This window comes from Pantoea sp. RIT-PI-b (genome assembly GCF_001187905.1).
Lineage (GTDB): Bacteria > Pseudomonadota > Gammaproteobacteria > Enterobacterales > Enterobacteriaceae > Pantoea > Pantoea nemavictus.
In genome coordinates, this window is sequence record NZ_LGIS01000017.1 from 94,461 (window position 1) to 111,506 (window position 17,046).

General features: G+C 56.3%; 15 protein-coding genes. 9 read left to right on the forward strand and 6 right to left on the reverse strand.

Translation table 11 applies throughout. The features are described 5' to 3' along the window. Positions 1-109: 109 nt before the first annotated feature. Positions 110-1,309, reverse strand: coding sequence for an MFS transporter (locus AC790_RS10780; protein WP_049851783.1), 1,200 nt, complete (start codon positions 1,307-1,309; stop codon positions 110-112). 157 nt (positions 1,310-1,466) lie between these two features. Between AC790_RS10780 and tus the strand changes: the two genes are divergently transcribed. The 4 genes from tus to AC790_RS10800 all read left to right on the forward strand — a co-directional run bounded on the left by tus (position 1,467) and on the right by AC790_RS10800 (position 4,293). Continuing rightward, positions 1,467-2,396 (forward strand): DNA replication terminus site-binding protein, encoded by a 930-nt coding sequence (tus, locus tag AC790_RS10785; protein WP_049851784.1) that lies wholly within the window; start codon positions 1,467-1,469, stop codon positions 2,394-2,396. A gap of 92 nt (positions 2,397-2,488) precedes the next feature. After that, positions 2,489-3,052 (forward strand): fasciclin domain-containing protein, encoded by a 564-nt coding sequence (locus AC790_RS10790; RefSeq protein ID WP_049851785.1) that lies wholly within the window; start codon positions 2,489-2,491, stop codon positions 3,050-3,052. A 42-nt stretch (positions 3,053-3,094) separates the two neighbouring features. Beyond that, positions 3,095-3,649 (forward strand): sigma-70 family RNA polymerase sigma factor, encoded by a 555-nt coding sequence (locus AC790_RS10795; protein ID WP_049851786.1) that lies wholly within the window; start codon positions 3,095-3,097, stop codon positions 3,647-3,649. Beyond that, complete coding sequence (locus AC790_RS10800) at positions 3,646-4,293, forward strand: anti-sigma factor domain-containing protein (RefSeq protein ID WP_049851787.1); 648 nt, start codon at positions 3,646-3,648, stop codon at positions 4,291-4,293. The genes AC790_RS10795 and AC790_RS10800 overlap by 4 nt, the downstream gene beginning before the upstream one ends. Before the next feature lie 50 nt (positions 4,294-4,343). Here the strand turns inward: AC790_RS10800 and fumC are convergent, their stop codons facing one another. Continuing rightward, positions 4,344-5,741, reverse strand: coding sequence for a class II fumarate hydratase (fumC, locus tag AC790_RS10805; RefSeq protein WP_049851788.1), 1,398 nt, complete (start codon positions 5,739-5,741; stop codon positions 4,344-4,346). A 197-nt stretch (positions 5,742-5,938) separates the two neighbouring features. On the opposite strand from fumC, the gene manA reads away from it, so the two are divergent. Both manA and AC790_RS10815 read left to right on the forward strand, forming a co-directional pair. Next, positions 5,939-7,114: a mannose-6-phosphate isomerase gene (gene manA / locus AC790_RS10810; protein WP_049851789.1), complete on the forward strand. Its 1,176-nt coding sequence runs from the start codon at positions 5,939-5,941 to the stop codon at positions 7,112-7,114. Between the two features lie 130 nt (positions 7,115-7,244). Next, positions 7,245-8,744 carry a YdgA family protein gene (locus AC790_RS10815; protein ID WP_049851790.1) on the forward strand — a complete coding sequence of 500 codons (1,500 nt, stop codon included), beginning with the start codon at positions 7,245-7,247 and terminating at the stop codon, positions 8,742-8,744. A gap of 28 nt (positions 8,745-8,772) precedes the next feature. Here the strand turns inward: AC790_RS10815 and malI are convergent, their stop codons facing one another. Beyond that, positions 8,773-9,801 carry a Mal regulon transcriptional regulator MalI gene (malI, locus tag AC790_RS10820; protein ID WP_007893832.1) on the reverse strand — a complete coding sequence of 343 codons (1,029 nt, stop codon included), beginning with the start codon at positions 9,799-9,801 and terminating at the stop codon, positions 8,773-8,775. 173 nt (positions 9,802-9,974) lie between these two features. Between malI and malX the strand changes: the two genes are divergently transcribed. The 3 genes from malX (at position 9,975) to add (ending at position 13,856) form a co-directional block, all read left to right on the forward strand. Next, complete coding sequence (gene malX, locus AC790_RS10825) at positions 9,975-11,561, forward strand: maltose/glucose-specific PTS transporter subunit IIBC (RefSeq protein ID WP_049851791.1); 1,587 nt, start codon at positions 9,975-9,977, stop codon at positions 11,559-11,561. After that, positions 11,561-12,739, forward strand: a complete 1,179-nt coding sequence (locus AC790_RS10830) for a MalY/PatB family protein (RefSeq protein ID WP_049851792.1) — start codon at positions 11,561-11,563, stop codon at positions 12,737-12,739. The genes malX and AC790_RS10830 overlap by 1 nt, the downstream gene beginning before the upstream one ends. A 118-nt stretch (positions 12,740-12,857) precedes the next feature. Further along, positions 12,858-13,856, forward strand: a complete 999-nt coding sequence (add, locus tag AC790_RS10835) for an adenosine deaminase (protein WP_049851793.1) — start codon at positions 12,858-12,860, stop codon at positions 13,854-13,856. Between the two features lie 86 nt (positions 13,857-13,942). Here the strand turns inward: add and AC790_RS10840 are convergent, their stop codons facing one another. The 3 genes from AC790_RS10840 to araH all read right to left on the reverse strand — a co-directional run bounded on the left by AC790_RS10840 (position 13,943) and on the right by araH (position 17,032). Further along, positions 13,943-14,983, reverse strand: coding sequence for an oxidoreductase (locus AC790_RS10840; protein WP_007893818.1), 1,041 nt, complete (start codon positions 14,981-14,983; stop codon positions 13,943-13,945). A 77-nt stretch (positions 14,984-15,060) separates the two neighbouring features. Next, complete coding sequence (araC, locus tag AC790_RS10845) at positions 15,061-15,978, reverse strand: arabinose operon transcriptional regulator AraC (protein ID WP_007893815.1); 918 nt, start codon at positions 15,976-15,978, stop codon at positions 15,061-15,063. 67 nt (positions 15,979-16,045) lie between these two features. Continuing rightward, a complete protein-coding gene (gene araH, locus AC790_RS10850; RefSeq protein ID WP_007893814.1) occupies positions 16,046-17,032 on the reverse strand; it encodes an L-arabinose ABC transporter permease AraH in 987 nt (328 codons plus the stop codon). Positions 17,033-17,046 lie beyond the last annotated feature (14 nt).

Consider the following 17,046-nt stretch of genomic DNA (forward strand, 5'->3'; position numbering starts at 1 on the left):
GAGTAATCAATGAGCAATAAATATAACAAACACTGTTGCTTTTTAGAAGCCAGCGCCCGTGATCCAGGCACGTATTCCCCATTTAAGCTGGTAGAAGCGCACAGGCTGCTTAATTTATCGCTCCCCTTTCCGACTGTGGGCTGGCGTGTGGCAATTTCTGCTTCAACACCATCACCAGCAGCACGTTGATAAACGCCAACAGACACAATAGCCACAGCGTGGCATTGGCGCCGAGGTGCTCAAAGACATAGCCGCCAACCAGCGGCGTTAATGCCTGGCCAATCAACGCGGGACGCGCCATGCGCCCAACCACAATCGCGTAAGCCTCTGGTTTGACCATTACCAGCGGTAAAGTTCCCCGCACTATCGCCCGCAGCCCATTTCCGGCGCCGTACAGCACCATGCTCAGCACGGCAAACTGCGGATAACACGCCAGCAGCAGCAGGCCCAGCGCCACCAATCCCACCGAGAAGAAAGTGGTCCAGATCGGATGTCCGCGCTTGAAGGCGATGTCGACAATGCGCGAGCCAACCTGACAGGGACCAAGAATGGCGCTGATCGCTAAAGCCGACGCCAGCGTATGCCCGCTGGCTTGCAGCAAGGTAATCAGTTGCACCGAAATCGCCGTCATGATCACCGATGCGAGGGTGAAAATACTGCACAGCAACCAGAACAGCGCCGGGGCAAGTGCATCGCCGTGCGCGGTTGATGTCGGCTTGCTGGTAGCGATTTTCGCTGCGGGCGCAGGCAGTGCGTAAAGGTAGGCGGGCAACACGGAAAGACACAATAATCCGGCGATGGCAAAGCAGGCGCCGCGCCACTCCAGCCAGTGGATCAGCAGCGCGGTGCCCGGCCAAACCAGGGTGGTACAAAAACCGGAGATCAGCGTGATGCCGGTAATCGCGCCGCGCGCCTGCCCGCCGTACAGCGTGCCGAGCGTGGCGAATAGCGCATCGTATAAGCCCATCGCCATGCCAATGCCGATAATCAGCCAGGCAAACAGAAACAGCAGCAGATGATGGCTGAGGCCCATGATCACCAGACCGATCGCCATCACCGCCCCGCTCGCTGCCAGCAATACGCGACCATAAGAGCGGGAAATCAGTCGGCCGCTTAGCGGGGCCAGCAAACCCGAAATCAACATACCGAGCGACAGCGCGCCATACACCCACTGCTGCGACCAGCCGGTTTCCGCCACGATCGGATTGGCCATCACCGCCATTAAATAGAACGATCCGCCCCATGAGAGGATTTGCACTAATCCAAGCGTAATAATGGCGGGAACAGGTGGCTTTGGCAGAGGCTGCACGACAATTTTCCGTTAGCAGGCAAAGCATTGTTATAACACGTTAATCCAGCAGGAAAAATCCCCTCTTCCCCTGCTTAGCGAAATCCTTGCGCTGCGCTGGCAGATTAGCACCCGAGCCAGTACACTAAAAAGTATGTTGTAACTATGGAGGCATTTTATGGCCCGCTATGATTTAGTTGCCGATCTACATGAATGCGTGAACGCGCTGGAAGCGGCGTTGAGTGCCTTACGACAGCAGATTGAACAGCAACCACTGCTGATTGCACGGGTTTTCAGCCTGCCGGAAATTGAAAAAGGGCGTGAGCACGATGAAATTGAACGCATCGCGGTAACGCAGCATCTCGGTAAAACCGCGCGCGAAATGGCATTGGCGCACTACTGCCGCCTGTTTATGCAGCATCAATCGGAAAAGCTCAGCACTAAAGCCGCGGTGCGATTGCCGGGCGCGATCTGCATCCAGGCCGATGGGGGAATGCATGCGCAAATCACGCAGCAGGTGGCCGAGATCAACACGTTGAAGCAGCGGCTGGAACAGCTCATTACCGTGGAGTCGGGCTTGCCGAGCGAGGCGCGCTTTGAGTTTGTCCACCAGCATCTGCGCGGCTTAATCACCCTAAACGCCTACCGCAGCGTGACGCTGCTTAATTCGCCAGACAGTTTGCGTTTTGGCTGGGCAAATAAAAACATCATCAAAAACGTGACGCGTGATGCGGTGGTTGAGCAGCTGGAGCGCAGTCTGAAAGCCAATCGCGCTCAGGCGCCGTGGACGCGTGAGCAGTGGGCGGAAAAAGTGCAGCAGGAGCTGGAAGCGATTCTCGCGTTGCCTGCGGGAGCGAAGCTGAAAATCAAACGCCCGGTGAAGGTACAACCGATTGCCCGCGTGTGGCGCGCCAGCGAGAAGAAGCAGGTACAGCTTGCCTGCCCTTCCCCGCTGCTGGTGCTGTGTCGCGATAAGACCCAGGTACCCATTTTGGGCGAGCTGCTGAATTATGATGCAGATAACGTCGCGTATCGCCACAAACCGCTGGCCGAACCGCTGCATTTGATCATTCCACGCCTGCATTTGTGGAGCGATCGACTGGCGTAAATTTATTTTCAAATCGCTGCATCCAATTCGCCATCAACCCTCGTATATCCGAGTGTGAGCAACTCCTTCGCTCCCTACTACGAGGATTTATGATGAAAAAGCTTATGAGCATTGCAGTCGTATCCGGCACGTTACTGTTTACCGCAGGCGCCTACGCCGCCATGGACAATGACGCTGTGATGGTTGGCGGCGCAGCGATGTATCCACAAAAAAACATCGTGGAAAATGCGCTGAACTCAAAAGATCACACCACCCTGGTCGCTGCGGTAAAAGCCGCTGGCCTGGTAGAAACCCTTGAGGGCAAAGGCCCGTTTACCGTATTCGCGCCCACCAATGCCGCCTTCGCCAAACTGCCGGCGGGCACCGTTGATAATCTGTTGAAACCGGAAAACAAAGCCAAGCTGACCAGTATCCTCACCTACCATGTGGTGGCGGGCAAATTCGACATGAAAGCGCTGGAGAAGAAAATTAAGCAAGGTGGTGGACATGCCGAACTGAAAACCGTAAACGGCCAGCCGCTGTGGATCATGAACAATGGTCCGCACAACATTCAGCTGAAAGATGGTCAAGGCAATGTGGCGAATATCAGCACCTATGACGTCAATCAGAAAAATGGGGTGATTGATGTAGTTGATACCGTCTTGATGCCTAAGTAATTGTCTATACTCGCTTTAGGATTACAGTTTGGCGAGAACTCCATGGATAACAGGCTGACAGAACAGCAAGTTAGATTGTTGCAGGCGGTCGCCAATGGCGATCGCCGTGCTTTTGAGCAACTGTATCGACTCACTTCGCCGCACCTTTTCGCCTTGGCCTTGCGCATGTTACATCAGCAAGGCTGGGCGGAAGAGGTGCTGCACGATTGTTATCTCACCATCTGGAACCGGGCAAACGCCTACGACGCAACTCTTAGCGCGCCGATGACATGGATGACGCACATTGTACGTAATCGCTGCATTGACGGATTACGCAGCGGACAAGCACGCATGATGCAGGATGCTGAAACGTTTGACGATCGGCTGCTGGCAAACGCTGAACACGATGACAATAACTGGCACGATGCGGCACAAGCCGATCGCCTGCGACACTGCATTGACCACCTGAGCAGCGAACAGCGGCAAAGTATCTCGCTGGCTTACTATCAGGGGATGTCCCACAGTGATATTGCCGCCTGGCTACAACAGCCGGTGGGCTCGGTAAAAAGCTGGATTCGCCGCGCGCTGGAGCATCTGCGGGAGTGTGTGGGCCTATGAACAATCAACAACAACGCGATGACGCGTTATCGGCGGAATATGCGCTGGGTACCTTAAGCGGCCTTGCACGTTTACGCTTTGCAACCCGGCTGCGCGCTGAGCCAACACTCGCGGCTAACGTCGCGCGCTGGCAAGCCATGCTGGCGGGGTTGGATAGCCAGCTTGGGCCCATCACACCGCCGGAAAAAGTGTGGAAAAAGATTGCGCTCAGCTTGCCAGAGAAAAGGGAGCAGCCACCTCAACGCCGCTATGTGGGCTGGATGTTGGCCGCCAGCATCGCGGCTATCGCTCTGATTGCTACCTTCTTGCTGCAGCCACCGACATTAACGCCATTAACCGTGTTAAGCGACGCGCAGCACCGTGAACAGTGGGTTGTCAGCGCTGACAGTAAGCTGGCACAGCTGAGCCTGACGCCGTTACATCCGGCAGCTTTAACCGCCAGTAACAGCCTCGAGCTGTGGTTAATTCCGGCCGGTAAAGCGCCGATTTCGCTGGGTTTACTGGATAGCCAAAATGCCACGGCAATCGCGCTGAAAAATCGCAATCTCGTGCGTTCCGACATGATTGCCATCAGCCTTGAGCCGCAGGGTGGCTCGCCAACCGGCCAGCCAACCGGTCCAGTGTTGTACAGCGGGCAGCTTTAGCATAAAAAAGGCCGTTCAGATGAACGGCCTTCATAACAGTTAGCGGCAGATTACGGCTTCATGCTGCCAACCATCTCCTGCGGACGTACCCACTCGTCGAACTGCTCTTCAGTGAGATAACCCAATTTCAGCGCCGAGCCTTTCAGCGTCAGGCCCTCTTTATGGGCTTTCTTGGCGATTTCCGCCGCTTTGTCGTAACCGATATGGGTGTTGAGCGCGGTAACCAGCATCAGCGACTCGTTCAGCAACTGATCGATACGCTCGCGCACCGGCTCAATACCCATCGCGCAGTGGTGATTGAAGCTGTCCATACCGTCGGCCAGCAGGCGCACCGATTGCAGGAAGTTGTGGATCACCATCGGACGGAACACGTTGAGCTCAAAGTTGCCGGACGCACCGCCAATGTTCACCGCCACATCGTTACCCATCACCTGGCAACACAGCATGGTGAGCGCTTCGCACTGCGTCGGGTTCACTTTGCCGGGCATGATCGAGCTGCCTGGCTCGTTTTCCGGGATCGCCAGTTCACCAATGCCGCAACGTGGACCAGAGGCCAGCCAGCGCACGTCATTGGCAATTTTCATCAGCGAGGCCGCCAGGCCTTTTAGCGCGCCGTGCGCATGCACCAGTGCATCGCAGGTTGCCAGCGCTTCAAACTTGTTTGGTGCGGTTACAAACGGCTGTTTGGTCAGATCGGCCAGCGCTTTTGCCACGCGCACCGCGTACTCCGGATGGGTGTTCAGGCCGGTGCCGACCGCGGTACCGCCCAGCGCCAATTCCGCCACGTGCGGAATGCTGTTTTCGATGTGCTTAAGATTGTGTTCCAGCATCGCCACCCAGCCGGAGATCTCCTGACCGAGCGTCAGCGGTGTCGCATCCTGCAGATGGGTACGACCAATCTTAACGATATCTTTGAACGCGTCGGATTTCTCACTCAGCGTCTTTTTCAACACGTGAATCTGCGGAATCAGCTGCTCCCGCACGGCAATGACCGCGGCGACGTGCATGGCGGTGGGGAACACATCATTGGAGCTTTGGCTTTTATTCACGTCATCATTCGGATGCACCAGACGCGACATGCCACGCTCGCCGCCGAGAATTTCACTGGCACGGTTGGCCAGCACTTCGTTCATGTTCATGTTGGTTTGCGTGCCGGAGCCGGTCTGCCAAATCGCCAGCGGGAATTCATCGCTGTGCTTATCAGCCAGCACTTCGTCGGCGGCTTTGAGAATCGCCTGAGCACGATCGGCCGGTAACAAGCCGAGATCCTGGTTAACCTGCGCGGCGGCGCGCTTGGTCAGCGCCAGCGCGTGTACCAATGCCACCGGCATTTTCTCGGTTGAGATTTTGAAATGTTCCAGCGAACGCTGGGTTTGTGCGCCCCACAACTTATCTGCCGGTACTTCGATCGGTCCCATTGAGTCTTTTTCAATGCGATTGGCTGCCATGACTACGTCTCCTTAGCTCAGATTTTGAGGTTTCCGCTCTAAACGCCTTCCCGCGACGCCGTTGAGCGAGCAAGATTGTCACATACAAGAATTTAACATTATGCGAGCCTATCGCGTTTATTGCACTTGTTCGTGTATTTTCTATGGCACTTTCTGCTTTAATACGCTTATTTACTTACGGTTATTAAGGGTAAACGATGCAAAAATTGAACAATTCGCTGCAAAATTACGCTTGGGGCAGCAAAACTGCGCTGACCGAACTTTACGGCATCGAAAATCCGCAGGGGTTGCCGATGGCCGAGCTGTGGATGGGCGCGCACCCAAAAAGTCCTTCCACCGTTGACGTAAACGGTGAAGCGCGTTCGCTGCGCGATGTGATCGATGCAGATAAAGTGGCCACGCTGGGCAAAGCCGTCGCTGAACGTTTTGGCGAGCTGCCGTTCCTGTTTAAAGTGCTGTGCGCCGAACAGCCGCTGTCGATTCAGGTGCATCCAAGTAAAGCCGCCGCCGAGCAGGGCTTTGCGCGAGAAAATGCCGCCGGCATTCCACTGAGCGCCGCCGAACGTAACTATAAAGATGCCAATCATAAGCCGGAGCTGGTGTATGCATTGACGCCCTTCCAGGCGATGAACGGTTTCCGCGAGCTGCATGAGATTGTCTCGCTGCTGGAACCGGTCGCTGGCGCGCATCCGCAAATCGCCCACTTCCTGGAGAATGCCAACGAAGCCAATCTGGCAAAACTGTTCGCCACCCTGCTGTCGTTGAAAGATGAGGCTAAATCACGCGCCATTGGCGTGTTGAAATCGGCGCTCAATTCTCGTGAAGGCGAGCCGTGGCAAACCATCAAATCCATTGCCGCCGATTATCCCGATGACAGCGGCCTGTTTTCCCCACTGCTGCTGAATGTGATCACGCTGCAGCCGGGCGAAGCGATGTTCCTGTTCGCCGAAACGCCGCACGCCTATTTAAAAGGCGTGGCGCTGGAAGTGATGGCGAACTCCGATAACGTGCTACGCGCCGGTCTGACGCCGAAGTTTATCGATATCCCGGAACTGCTGGCTAACCTGAAATTCCACGCAAAACCGGCGGCGACGCTGCTGACGCAACCGCAGCGCGACGGCGAAACGCTGAACTTCCCGATTCCAGTGGAGGATTTTGCCTTCGCTATCCATGCGCTCTCAGCTGCGCCGCAGGCCCTGGCGCAAAACAGCGCTGCCCTGCTGTTCTGTATCGAAGGCCAGGCGGTGATTGAGAAGTCTGGTCAACAGCTGGTGCTGAAGCCGGGTGAATCCTGTTTTGTCGCCGCCAACGAGTCACCGGTGAGCGCAGCAGGTACCGGACGACTGGCGCGCGTGTTTAATACGCTGGACTGATCCGGCTGACGCTTGCAGCATTAACTGCTATTCTTTCAAACTATTAATTTAAAACGCCTGCGGGCGTTTTTCTTCACCCGTCGCGCACCGACCAGCGGCGTGCGGACGCAAGGATAAGGACGACACAGCGATGAAAAAGACCAAGGTTGCCGTAGGTGTGATTGTGGCGCTCGGCGTGATTTGGACTGGTGCTTCATGGTTTACCGGTAAACAACTGGAAAGCCACATGGATGAGATGTTGCAGAATGCCAATGCGCAGCTGAATGCTTACGCGCCCAATAGCCGTTTGACGCTGAGCTATCAGGATTATCAGCGTGGCGTGTTCAGCAGCAAGACCAAACTGGTGGTGCAGGCCAGCTCGCAAACCAATGACAATCCGCTGTTGAAGCCTGGTCAAAGCATCGTGCTGAACGAGACCATCGATCACGGTCCTTTCCCGTTCGCCCAGCTGAAACGTGGCAGCCTGATCCCAAGTATGGCATCAGTGCATACCGAACTGGAAAACACCGATGCGGTGAAGAAACTGTTTGAATTGACCAATGGAAAATCGCTGGTTAATGCCGATACGCGCGTGGGCTACAGTGGCGCGACCGATACCGATCTCACGCTGCTGGCGGTGGATTACAACAATGCGCAAACGGGCGATCGTCTGGCGACCAACGGCGGTTCGCTGAATATCAGCGCCGATAGCAAAGGCGATAAGGTTAGCCTGGACGGCGACTTCTCCAGCATCGCGGTGACCAGTAAAAATCAGGTCGCCATGCCGGTGCTGTTCACCTTGAATGGCCTGAAACTCAGCGGCGATACGCATCTCAGCCCGGAAGGCGTGCGCGTTGGCGATCAATCCATCTCTCTGGATAAGCTGAATGCCAGCATCAACGGCCAGGAAGGTCTCTCGCTGGAGAAGCTGAAAACCACCTCTTCCTTTGATAATAAAGAGGGCAAGATTGGCGGCAAGCTGGACGTGAACGTTGACAACATCACCCTGCAGAAGCAGCCATTTGGTGAAGCCAAACTGGCGATGACCTTCGCGCAATTCGATGCGCAGGCAGTGAAAGCCTTCTCCGACACCTACAACGCCCAGATGCAAGATCTGCTAAGCCAGCCGGGCGTAGCGGAAGATCCGATTCGCTATCAGGCCAGCGTGCAAACCATCCTGCGTAACAACCTGCCAACGCTGTTAAAAGGCTCGCCAACCTTAAGCATTGCGCCGCTGAGCTGGAAAAATGACAAGGGCGAGAGCAGCTTCAATCTGAACCTGGGCTTTAACGATCCGGCCACCGTGACCGGTGAAGCGCAGAGTTTGGGTGCCGCGGTAGATCGCGTGTTGAAAAACCTCGACGGTAAACTGACCATCAATATGCCGATGGCCACGGAAACCATGCGTCATGTCGGTCTGGCGGAGGGATATCAGGGCGATGATGCGCAGAAGCTGGCGGATCAGCAGGTAAAAGGCTTAGCCGCGATGGGCCAGATGTTCCGTCTGACACAGCAGCAGGATGACAACATCGTCACCAGTCTGCAATACGGCAACGGTCAGGTCACCATGAATGGCGACAAGATGACGTTGGAGCAGTTCTTGTCACGCTATATGCTGGGTGCGCCAACCAGCGAAGGTATGCCGGAGTAATCTCTTGTGGGCGGCCGCCTGGCCGCCCTTACGCTTCCCCGCGCATCAATTGCGGCGGTACGATCAAACTCTGAATTTCCGCCTCTGGCTGCAGCAGCCTTTGCAACATTCTCTCCGCTGCACGACGCCCCACATCCCGCGCTTCGCTACTGACAAAAGTCATGGTGGGATCGTGTAATTCGCGCTGCGGATCGTCGTTGAAGCCCACCAGCGCCAGCTGCTGGGTGTAATAACTGTCTACTGCGCCTTCGCCAAAGGTTCGCCCACAGCGTAACGCCCCGAAGTAACAGCCGAGCGCGGTGCTGCCGTTATGCGCCAGAATTGCGGTGATGCCGGGATGCTGGCGCAGCAATGCCAGCGTCAGCGCCGACACGCTTTGCTGGCGATCGTCGCACTCAATGATCCAGTCGGATCGAAACGGCAAGCCATATTGCAGCAAGGTAGCGCAATAGCCGCCAATCCGCTCCGCTCGCGTCAGTGACGATCCTAATCCGCCCATCCAGGCGATACGCTGATGGCCCTGCCGAATCAGATATTCGGTGGCGATGCGTGCCGCCTGGCTGTTGTCGGGACGTAACGAATCGACATTGTCCAAACTGCTGGCGCGCGCGGCGCAGACTAAGGCGATGTTCTGCTCTTGCGCTAACGGTACCAGCGTTTCCGCCTGCGCCACCGCGCCGCCCAGCACAATGCCCTCCGCGCCCTGCGCCACCAGCGTGTCAAAACAGCGTTTAAGATGTTGTCCATGCTGACCGCTTTGTGTCAGCACCAGCACTTTGCCCTGCTGCTCCAGTATTTCGCTGAGTCCGGCGGTCATTGCGGCATAAAAGGGCTGGCTAAGATCGCGCACAATCAAGCCGATGACGCCACTTTCTCCGCCGCGCAAGATGGATGCAGAGCGATTTCGTACATAGCCCAGTTGCTCAATCGCTTGATTGACGCGTGTGGCGGTGGCGGGCGAGATGCGCCCTTTTCCTGATAACACCAACGACACGGTAGAGACCGAAACCCCGGCGACCAATGCCACATCATGAATAGTGGTTTTCTGCTGGGACATAGTGTTCCGTTACCGACGAGCAAAAACAAAGAGATAAAACGTTACACTGATTTCATCAAAAATAAAGTCTGCAATTAGTCACTCTTTGTGATTATAGCCACAAAAATAAGTGGTAAAACGTTTTATCATCCTTGACCCCATTGAAGCCTTTCACTTTTTTGCCAGGAGATCCTATGTCCGCCACCCGCCCGAAAATGTCACTTTGGGAGTTTTTCCAAAGTCTGGGTAAAACCTTTATGTTGCCCGTTGCGCTGCTGTCGTTTTGCGGCATTTTGCTGGGAATCGGCAGTTCGCTCAGCAGCCACGACGTCCTGACGCTGATTCCTCTGCTCGATCAGCCTTTCCTGCAATACCTGTTTATCTGGCTGGCGAAAATCGGGTCATTTGCTTTCAGCTATCTGCCGGTAATGTTTGCGATTGCCATTCCACTCGGTATGGCGCGCGAGAATAAAGGCGTAGCGGCGTTTGCCGGTTTTGTCGGTTATGCGGTGCTGAACCTGAGTATCAACTTCTGGCTCAATATCAATGGCATTCTGCCGACCACCGATGCGGCGGTGCTGAAAGCCAACAACGTGCAAAACATCCTCGGCATTCAATCGATTGACACCGGGATTCTCGGCGCGGTGATCGTCGGCGTCGTGGTGTTCTGGCTGCACGAGCGTTTCCACAACATTCGCCTACCGGATGCGCTAGCCTTCTTCGGCGGTACGCGTTTTGTGCCGATCGTTACGGCAATGGCAATGGGCGTGCTGGGCTTAGTGGTTCCGCTGATTTGGCCTTTCTTCGCTCGCGCGATTACCGGTCTTGGCTGGATAATCAACAGCGCCGGTGAATTTGGCCCGATGATCTTCGGTACCGGTGAACGTTTGCTGCTGCCGTTTGGTTTACAGCACATTCTGGTGGCGATCATTCGCTTCACCGATGCCGGCGGCACGCTGGATGTGTGCGGGAAAAACGTCAGCGGCGCGTTAACCATTTTCCAGGCGCAGCTGGCCTGTGCGGATACGCACGGCTTTGCCGAGAGCGCCACGCGTTTCCTGTCGCAGGGTAAAATGCCGGCCTTCCTCGGTGGTTTGCCCGGTGCGGCTTTAGCCATGTATCACTGCGCCCGTCCGGAAAATCGTCATAAAATTAAAGGGCTGCTGATTTCTGGCGTGGTGGCCTGCGTAGTAGGCGGCACCACTGAACCGCTGGAGTTCCTGTTCCTGTTCGTCGCGCCGGTGCTGTATCTCATCCACGCGCTGTTGACCGGTTTAGGCTTTACCGTGATGGCGATGCTTGGCGTCACCATCGGTAACACCGACGGCAACGTCATCGACTTCTTCGTGTTCGGCGTACTGCACGGCCTCTCGACCAAATGGTACTGGGTGCCGGTGATTGCTGCAGTGTGGTTCGTGGGCTATTACGCCATCTTCCGCTTTGCTATCAGTCACTTCAATATCAAAACGCCGGGCCGCGAAATCGAGACCAACAGCGTGGCTCAGCAGGTCAGCCGTGCCAGCGTGGGGAAATCAGGCTTTAATACGCCAGCAATTCTGTCGGCACTGGGCGGCGTTGAAAACATCGCTTCGCTGGATAACTGCCTGACGCGTCTGCGTATTACCGTGGTCGATATGAGCAAGGTGGATGATGCGACACTGAAAGCCAACGGCGCGATTGGCGTGGTCCATGTCAATGCCACCAATCTGCAAGTGGTGATGGGGCCGCAGGTACAGTCGGTGAAAGATGAGATGGCGCACCTGATGAGCGCAACGGTGTAATGATGCAGGATTTCGCTTTCAATAGCGTGGTCGATCGCCACGGCAGCTGGTGCACGCAGTGGGATTTTGTCGCCGACCGCTTCGGCGTGGCGGACTTACTGCCCTTCACCATCTCCGATATGGACTTCGCCACCGCGCCTTGCATCATCGAGGCGCTACAGCAGCGACTCGACCACGGTGTTTTCGGTTACAGCCGCTGGCAGCATGATGATTTTCTCGCCGCACTCCAGCACTGGATGCGCAGCCGATTTAATACTGAAGTCCCGGCAGAATCATTGGTTTATGGCCCGTCAGTGATTTATATGGTGGCGCAGCTGTTGCGCCACTGGACACAGCCTGACGATGAAGTGCTGATCCACACGCCCGCCTACGATGCGTTCTACCACACCATCAATGGCAATCAGCGTCGCGTGCTGGAGTTGCCGCTGCAGCGTCACGGTAACGAATGGGTTTGTGATATGGCAAAGCTGGAGACGTTACTGGCACGGCCGCGCTGCAAAGTGATGCTGCTTTGCAGTCCACATAACCCAACAGGAAAAGTGTGGCAATTGCAGGAGTTGCAGCAGATGGCGATGCTGTGCGAGCGGCACGGCGTCAAGGTCATCAGCGATGAAATTCATATGGATATGGTGCTGGATGATGTGCGTCATACGCCGTGGAGCAAGGTTGCCGCATCTGATTGGGTGCTATTTACCTCGGCCTCCAAGAGCTTCAACATTCCGGCGCTAACCGGTGCCTGGGGCATCATTCCTGACGAGCGCGATCGTCAGGCGTGGTTCCGCGCCTTGAAGCAGCAGGATGGCTTGTCCTCACCGGCGGTTATGGCGGTTGCCGCGACCATTGCCGCTTATCGCGATGGCGCGCCGTGGCTGGATGCATTGCGCCATTACCTGCGCGGCAATATGCAGCACATCGCGCAGCGCCTGAATGCCGCGTGTCCGCCGCTCAACTGGCAGCCACCGGCCGCCACCTATCTGGCGTGGATCGATCTCAATCCACTTGGCATGGACGAACAGGCGCTACAACAGCGTCTGATACATCAATACAAAGTGGCGATCATGCCCGGTTCAACCTACGGTGCGGCGAGTCGCGGTTATCTGCGTCTCAACGCCGGTTGCCCGCGTAGCAAACTGGATGACGGGCTGGATCGTCTGATCGCCGGGTTAAAATCGTTCTAAAATGCGACGGATGCTGATTAATTCAGCATCCGTTTTACTGTTTGCGCAAATCGCTGGCGCTGTTGCGCAAGATGTTTTTATAATCCTCTGCACTTTATGAAACTGAAGCGAGTGCGCCATGATTGATCTTAAACTCCCCCTCACCGATATCCACCGCCACCTTGATGGCAATATTCGCGCACAAACCATTCTCGATTTAGGTCGCCAATATAATCTCGCGCTGCCCGCCGATTCACTCGATGCATTGCGTCCGCATGTGCAGGTCACCGCCAACGAGCCGGATCTGGTGAGCTTCCTGCAGAAACTGGATTGGGGCGTGAAAGTGCTGGGCGATCTTGATGCCTGCCGTCGCATTGCGCTGGAAAACGTCGAGGATGCGGCGCGTGCCAATATCCATTATGCGGAGTTGCGCTTCTCACCAGGTTATATGGCGATGACCCACAACCTGCCGATTGCCGGCGTGGTTGAAGCGGTGATTGACGGCGTGCGTGCCGGTATTGCGAAATACGGCGTCGATGTTCGCCTGACGGGCATCATGAGCCGTACTTTTGGCGAGGAAGCCTGCCTGCGTGAGCTGGAAGGCTTACTGGCGCATCGCGATGGCATCACTGCGGTCGATCTGGCCGGCGATGAGTTAGGCTTCCCGGGCAGCGAATTCCTGAGCCACTTTAATCGTGCACGCGATGCGGGCTTCCGCATTACCGTCCACGCCGGTGAAGCGGCGGGGCCGGGAAGTATCTGGCAAGCGATTCGTGAACTGGGGGCTGAACGTATCGGTCACGGCGTCAAGGCGATTGAAGATCGCGCGCTAATGGATTTCCTCGCCGAGCAGCGTATTGGGATTGAATCTTGCCTGACCTCGAATATTCAGACCAGCACCGTGTCGTCGCTGAGCAATCATCCGCTGAAAACCTTCCTGCAACACGGCATTCTGGCGACCATCAACACTGACGATCCGGCGGTTCAGGGCGTTGAACTGGCACATGAATACGAAGTGGCGGCGCCACAGGCGGGATTGAGCGCTGAAGAGATGCGTCAGGCACAGGACAATGGCGTGACCATCGCGTTTCTGAATGATGCAGAGAAAGCAGCGCTGCGCGCACGCGTAGCGGGCTAAAACATTCCCTCTCCCGCATGCGGGAGAGGGTTAGGGTGAGGGAGTAAAGCGAGTATCAGCGCTCCCAACGGAAAGGTATTAAGCGATTAACGCAACGACATGGTCTGGCGCTTCTCGGCGGACTGCAAGCCCAGCTCGATCAACTCCATCACCTGAATCGCCTCTTCCGCGTGTACCGGATTCGCACCCGTACCGGCAATGGCATCGCGAATGCCGGCATAGTACGCCGGATAGTTACCCGGCAATGTCAGCAACTCTTTCTCCACCATCACATCGCCTTCCGCCAGCGTCAGCGTGCCGTTGCGCATGTCATAGCCCCAATCTTCCTGTGGCGGACGCTCACCCGCTTTCAGCCGATCTTCCTGCGGATCCAGACCGTATTTGACGTAGCTGCCACGGGTGCCGTGCACCACGAAGCGTGCCGATTCCGCCGCCACCAGCATGCTGGCATGCAGCACCACGCGACGCGTTGGATAGGTCAGCACCGCATGGAAGTAATCGGTGGTTTGCGCGCCCGGACGCAGTTCGGCCATATCCACGTTGATGGCAACTGGCGTGCCAAACAGCTGCAGCGCCTGGTCCAGCACGTGCGGTCCAAGATCGAACCAGATACCGCTGCCCGCGCCTTTCATCTCACGCCAGCGCTGGCGCACTTCCGGACGGAAGCGATCAAAGTGCGATTCAAAGTAGCGTACTTCGCCCAGCGTTCCTTCGTTTAGCAGATTTTTCAGCGTCAGGAAATCACTGTCCCAGCGACGGTTATGGAACACCGACAGCAGCAAACCTTTGGCTTTTGCCAATGCATCCAGCTCACGCGCTTGTGACAACGTCACGGTAAACGGTTTATCAACCACCACGTGTTTACCGGCGTTCAGTGCCGCTTTGGCTAAGGGGAAATGGGTGTCATTCGGGGTCGGAATAACAATCAGTTGCAGTGTCGGGTCGTCCAGAAGCGCTTGTGGATCGGAAACCACCTGCACTGACGGCCAGTCAGCATGAACTTTGCTGGCATCGCTGCTTGAGATCGCCGCCAGCTCAACATCCGGCGTACCGGCGATCAAGGGTGCATGGAAGGTTTTGCTGGCAAAACCGTAGCCGATTAGGCCGACACGTAGTTTATCGCTCATTCTCATTCCTCTTGTTCGTTACCAGACTGATTTAAGACGAATCGGTCTGTAAGAACAAGGCGGAATCACCTGAAAACTCAGGAAATAGCACTCCGTGCGGATTGCCAGCTCTCATGCGCCACCAAGGCATCCTGCGCATCCTGGCTGCGGCGGCGGAAGTCGCTGGGGCTTACGCCCACCCGCTTGCGGAACACGCGCGAGAAATAGAGCTGGTCATCGTAACCCACTTCGCGGCCAACCGAAGCGATCGGTTCCTGGGTGGTTTGCAGCAGCAGTTTGGCACGGATCACCCGCTGGTCTTCTCGCCAGCGCAGCAGATTTATGCCCATCTGCTCGCGGAACAGATGCGCCAGGCGAGACGGCGACAAACAAACATGGCGCGCTACCTCTTCAATCTTCACTTCACCCGCCAGATGATTGGTGACGTACTGGCAGGCTTCAATCACGCGCGGATCGCGAATCTGCTGATGGCTACGCGGATCTTCTTCCACTGCGCGCAACAGCAGACGTTCCAACAGGTTCATCGCCAGCTCTTCGGCGAAACGGCGTCCGGAATTATGCGTTTGCTCAATGCTGGCGAACAGGCGATCAAACTCAGCACGCTGCGCTTCGGTGAGGCGCAAGCGGCCAACGCCCTGGCTTTCATCCTGCCACTGCAACCAGTCGGTCCAGTAGGCACGCGGACGGAAATAGACCCAGCGGTGGAACCAGCACGGGCTATCGGGCGCGCGGCCATAATAGTGCGGCGTTTTCGGTTGAAACAGCAGCAAATCGCCCGGCTCGCAGTCGAAGGCAGATTCGCCATCAAACACGCGCCCCTGACCTTTAATGGTCAAATTGAGGATGTAGCCTTTCATGCCGTGCGGGCGGTCAATAAAGAAATCCAGCGCGTCGTTGGCGTTAATCGGCGTCAACCCCGCCACCAGCCAGGCGTTAAAGGGATAGCCCGGCAATAAGGGGTTCTGCTGCTCACTCGGGGGTTCACGGTGGTACATAGTGCCCTCACTTTTCGCGTGAAATGCGCTGAGCGCGCCCTTGATCAGGCGCGCTCAGCCGGGGTTATCAGGCGGCTTTATTTTTCTGTTTGTAGCGGTCAAAAATCACCGCCGCTAACAGTATCAAACCGCGCACCACATACTGTGAGAACGGCGAGATATTCAATAAATTCATCGCATTCTCAACCGTACCGAGAATCAACACCCCCGCCACCACGTAGGAGATTTTGCCGATGCCGCCTTTCAGCGAAACGCCGCCCAGCACGCAGGCGGAAATCACAATCAACTCGTAACCCAGCGAGGTCATCGGCTGGCCGCTGGTCATGCGCGAAGCCAGAATAATACCTGCCGCCGCCGAGACCAAACCCGACAAGATAAAGATGATGATACGGGTGCGCACCACCGGCACGCCGGCGAGGCGCGCGGCTTCTTCATTGCCACCAATCGCCAGCGTGTTGCGGCCAAAGGTGGTTTTGTTCAGCAGGAAACCGAACAGCACCATGGTTGCAATGGTCAGCCAGATAGGCGCAGGCACGCCCAGCCAGTTGGCGTAACCGAGGGTAAAGAAGCGCTCGTCTTCAATGCCCACCGCTTTACCGTCGGAGAAGATGTAAGCCAGGCCGCGCACAATCTGCATGGTCGCTAGCGTGGTGATCAAGGCGTTGATTTTCAGTCGGGCGATAACAAAACCGTTAATAAAGCCGGTGGCCATGCCGAGCAGCAAACCTGCTGCCACGCCAATCCACAGGCTTTCGGTCATGTTGATCACCACCGCGGTCACGACGCCGGCGCAGGCAATCACCGAGGCTACCGAGAGGTCAAAATCACCGGAAGCCAGGCAGAACAGCATGCCGCACGCCACCATGCCGGACATCGACATCGCCAGGCCGAGACCTTTCATGTTGATGATCGAACCAAAGTTCGGCACGAAAATGGCACAGACGATAAACAGCAGCGCGAACACCACCAGCATGCCGAAGTTGTCCCAAATCCGCCCCAGCTGCAGCCCATTGCGCTGCGCCGGTGGCGTGTTGGAAGTGGTAGATGAAGCCATTATGGATCTCCTTT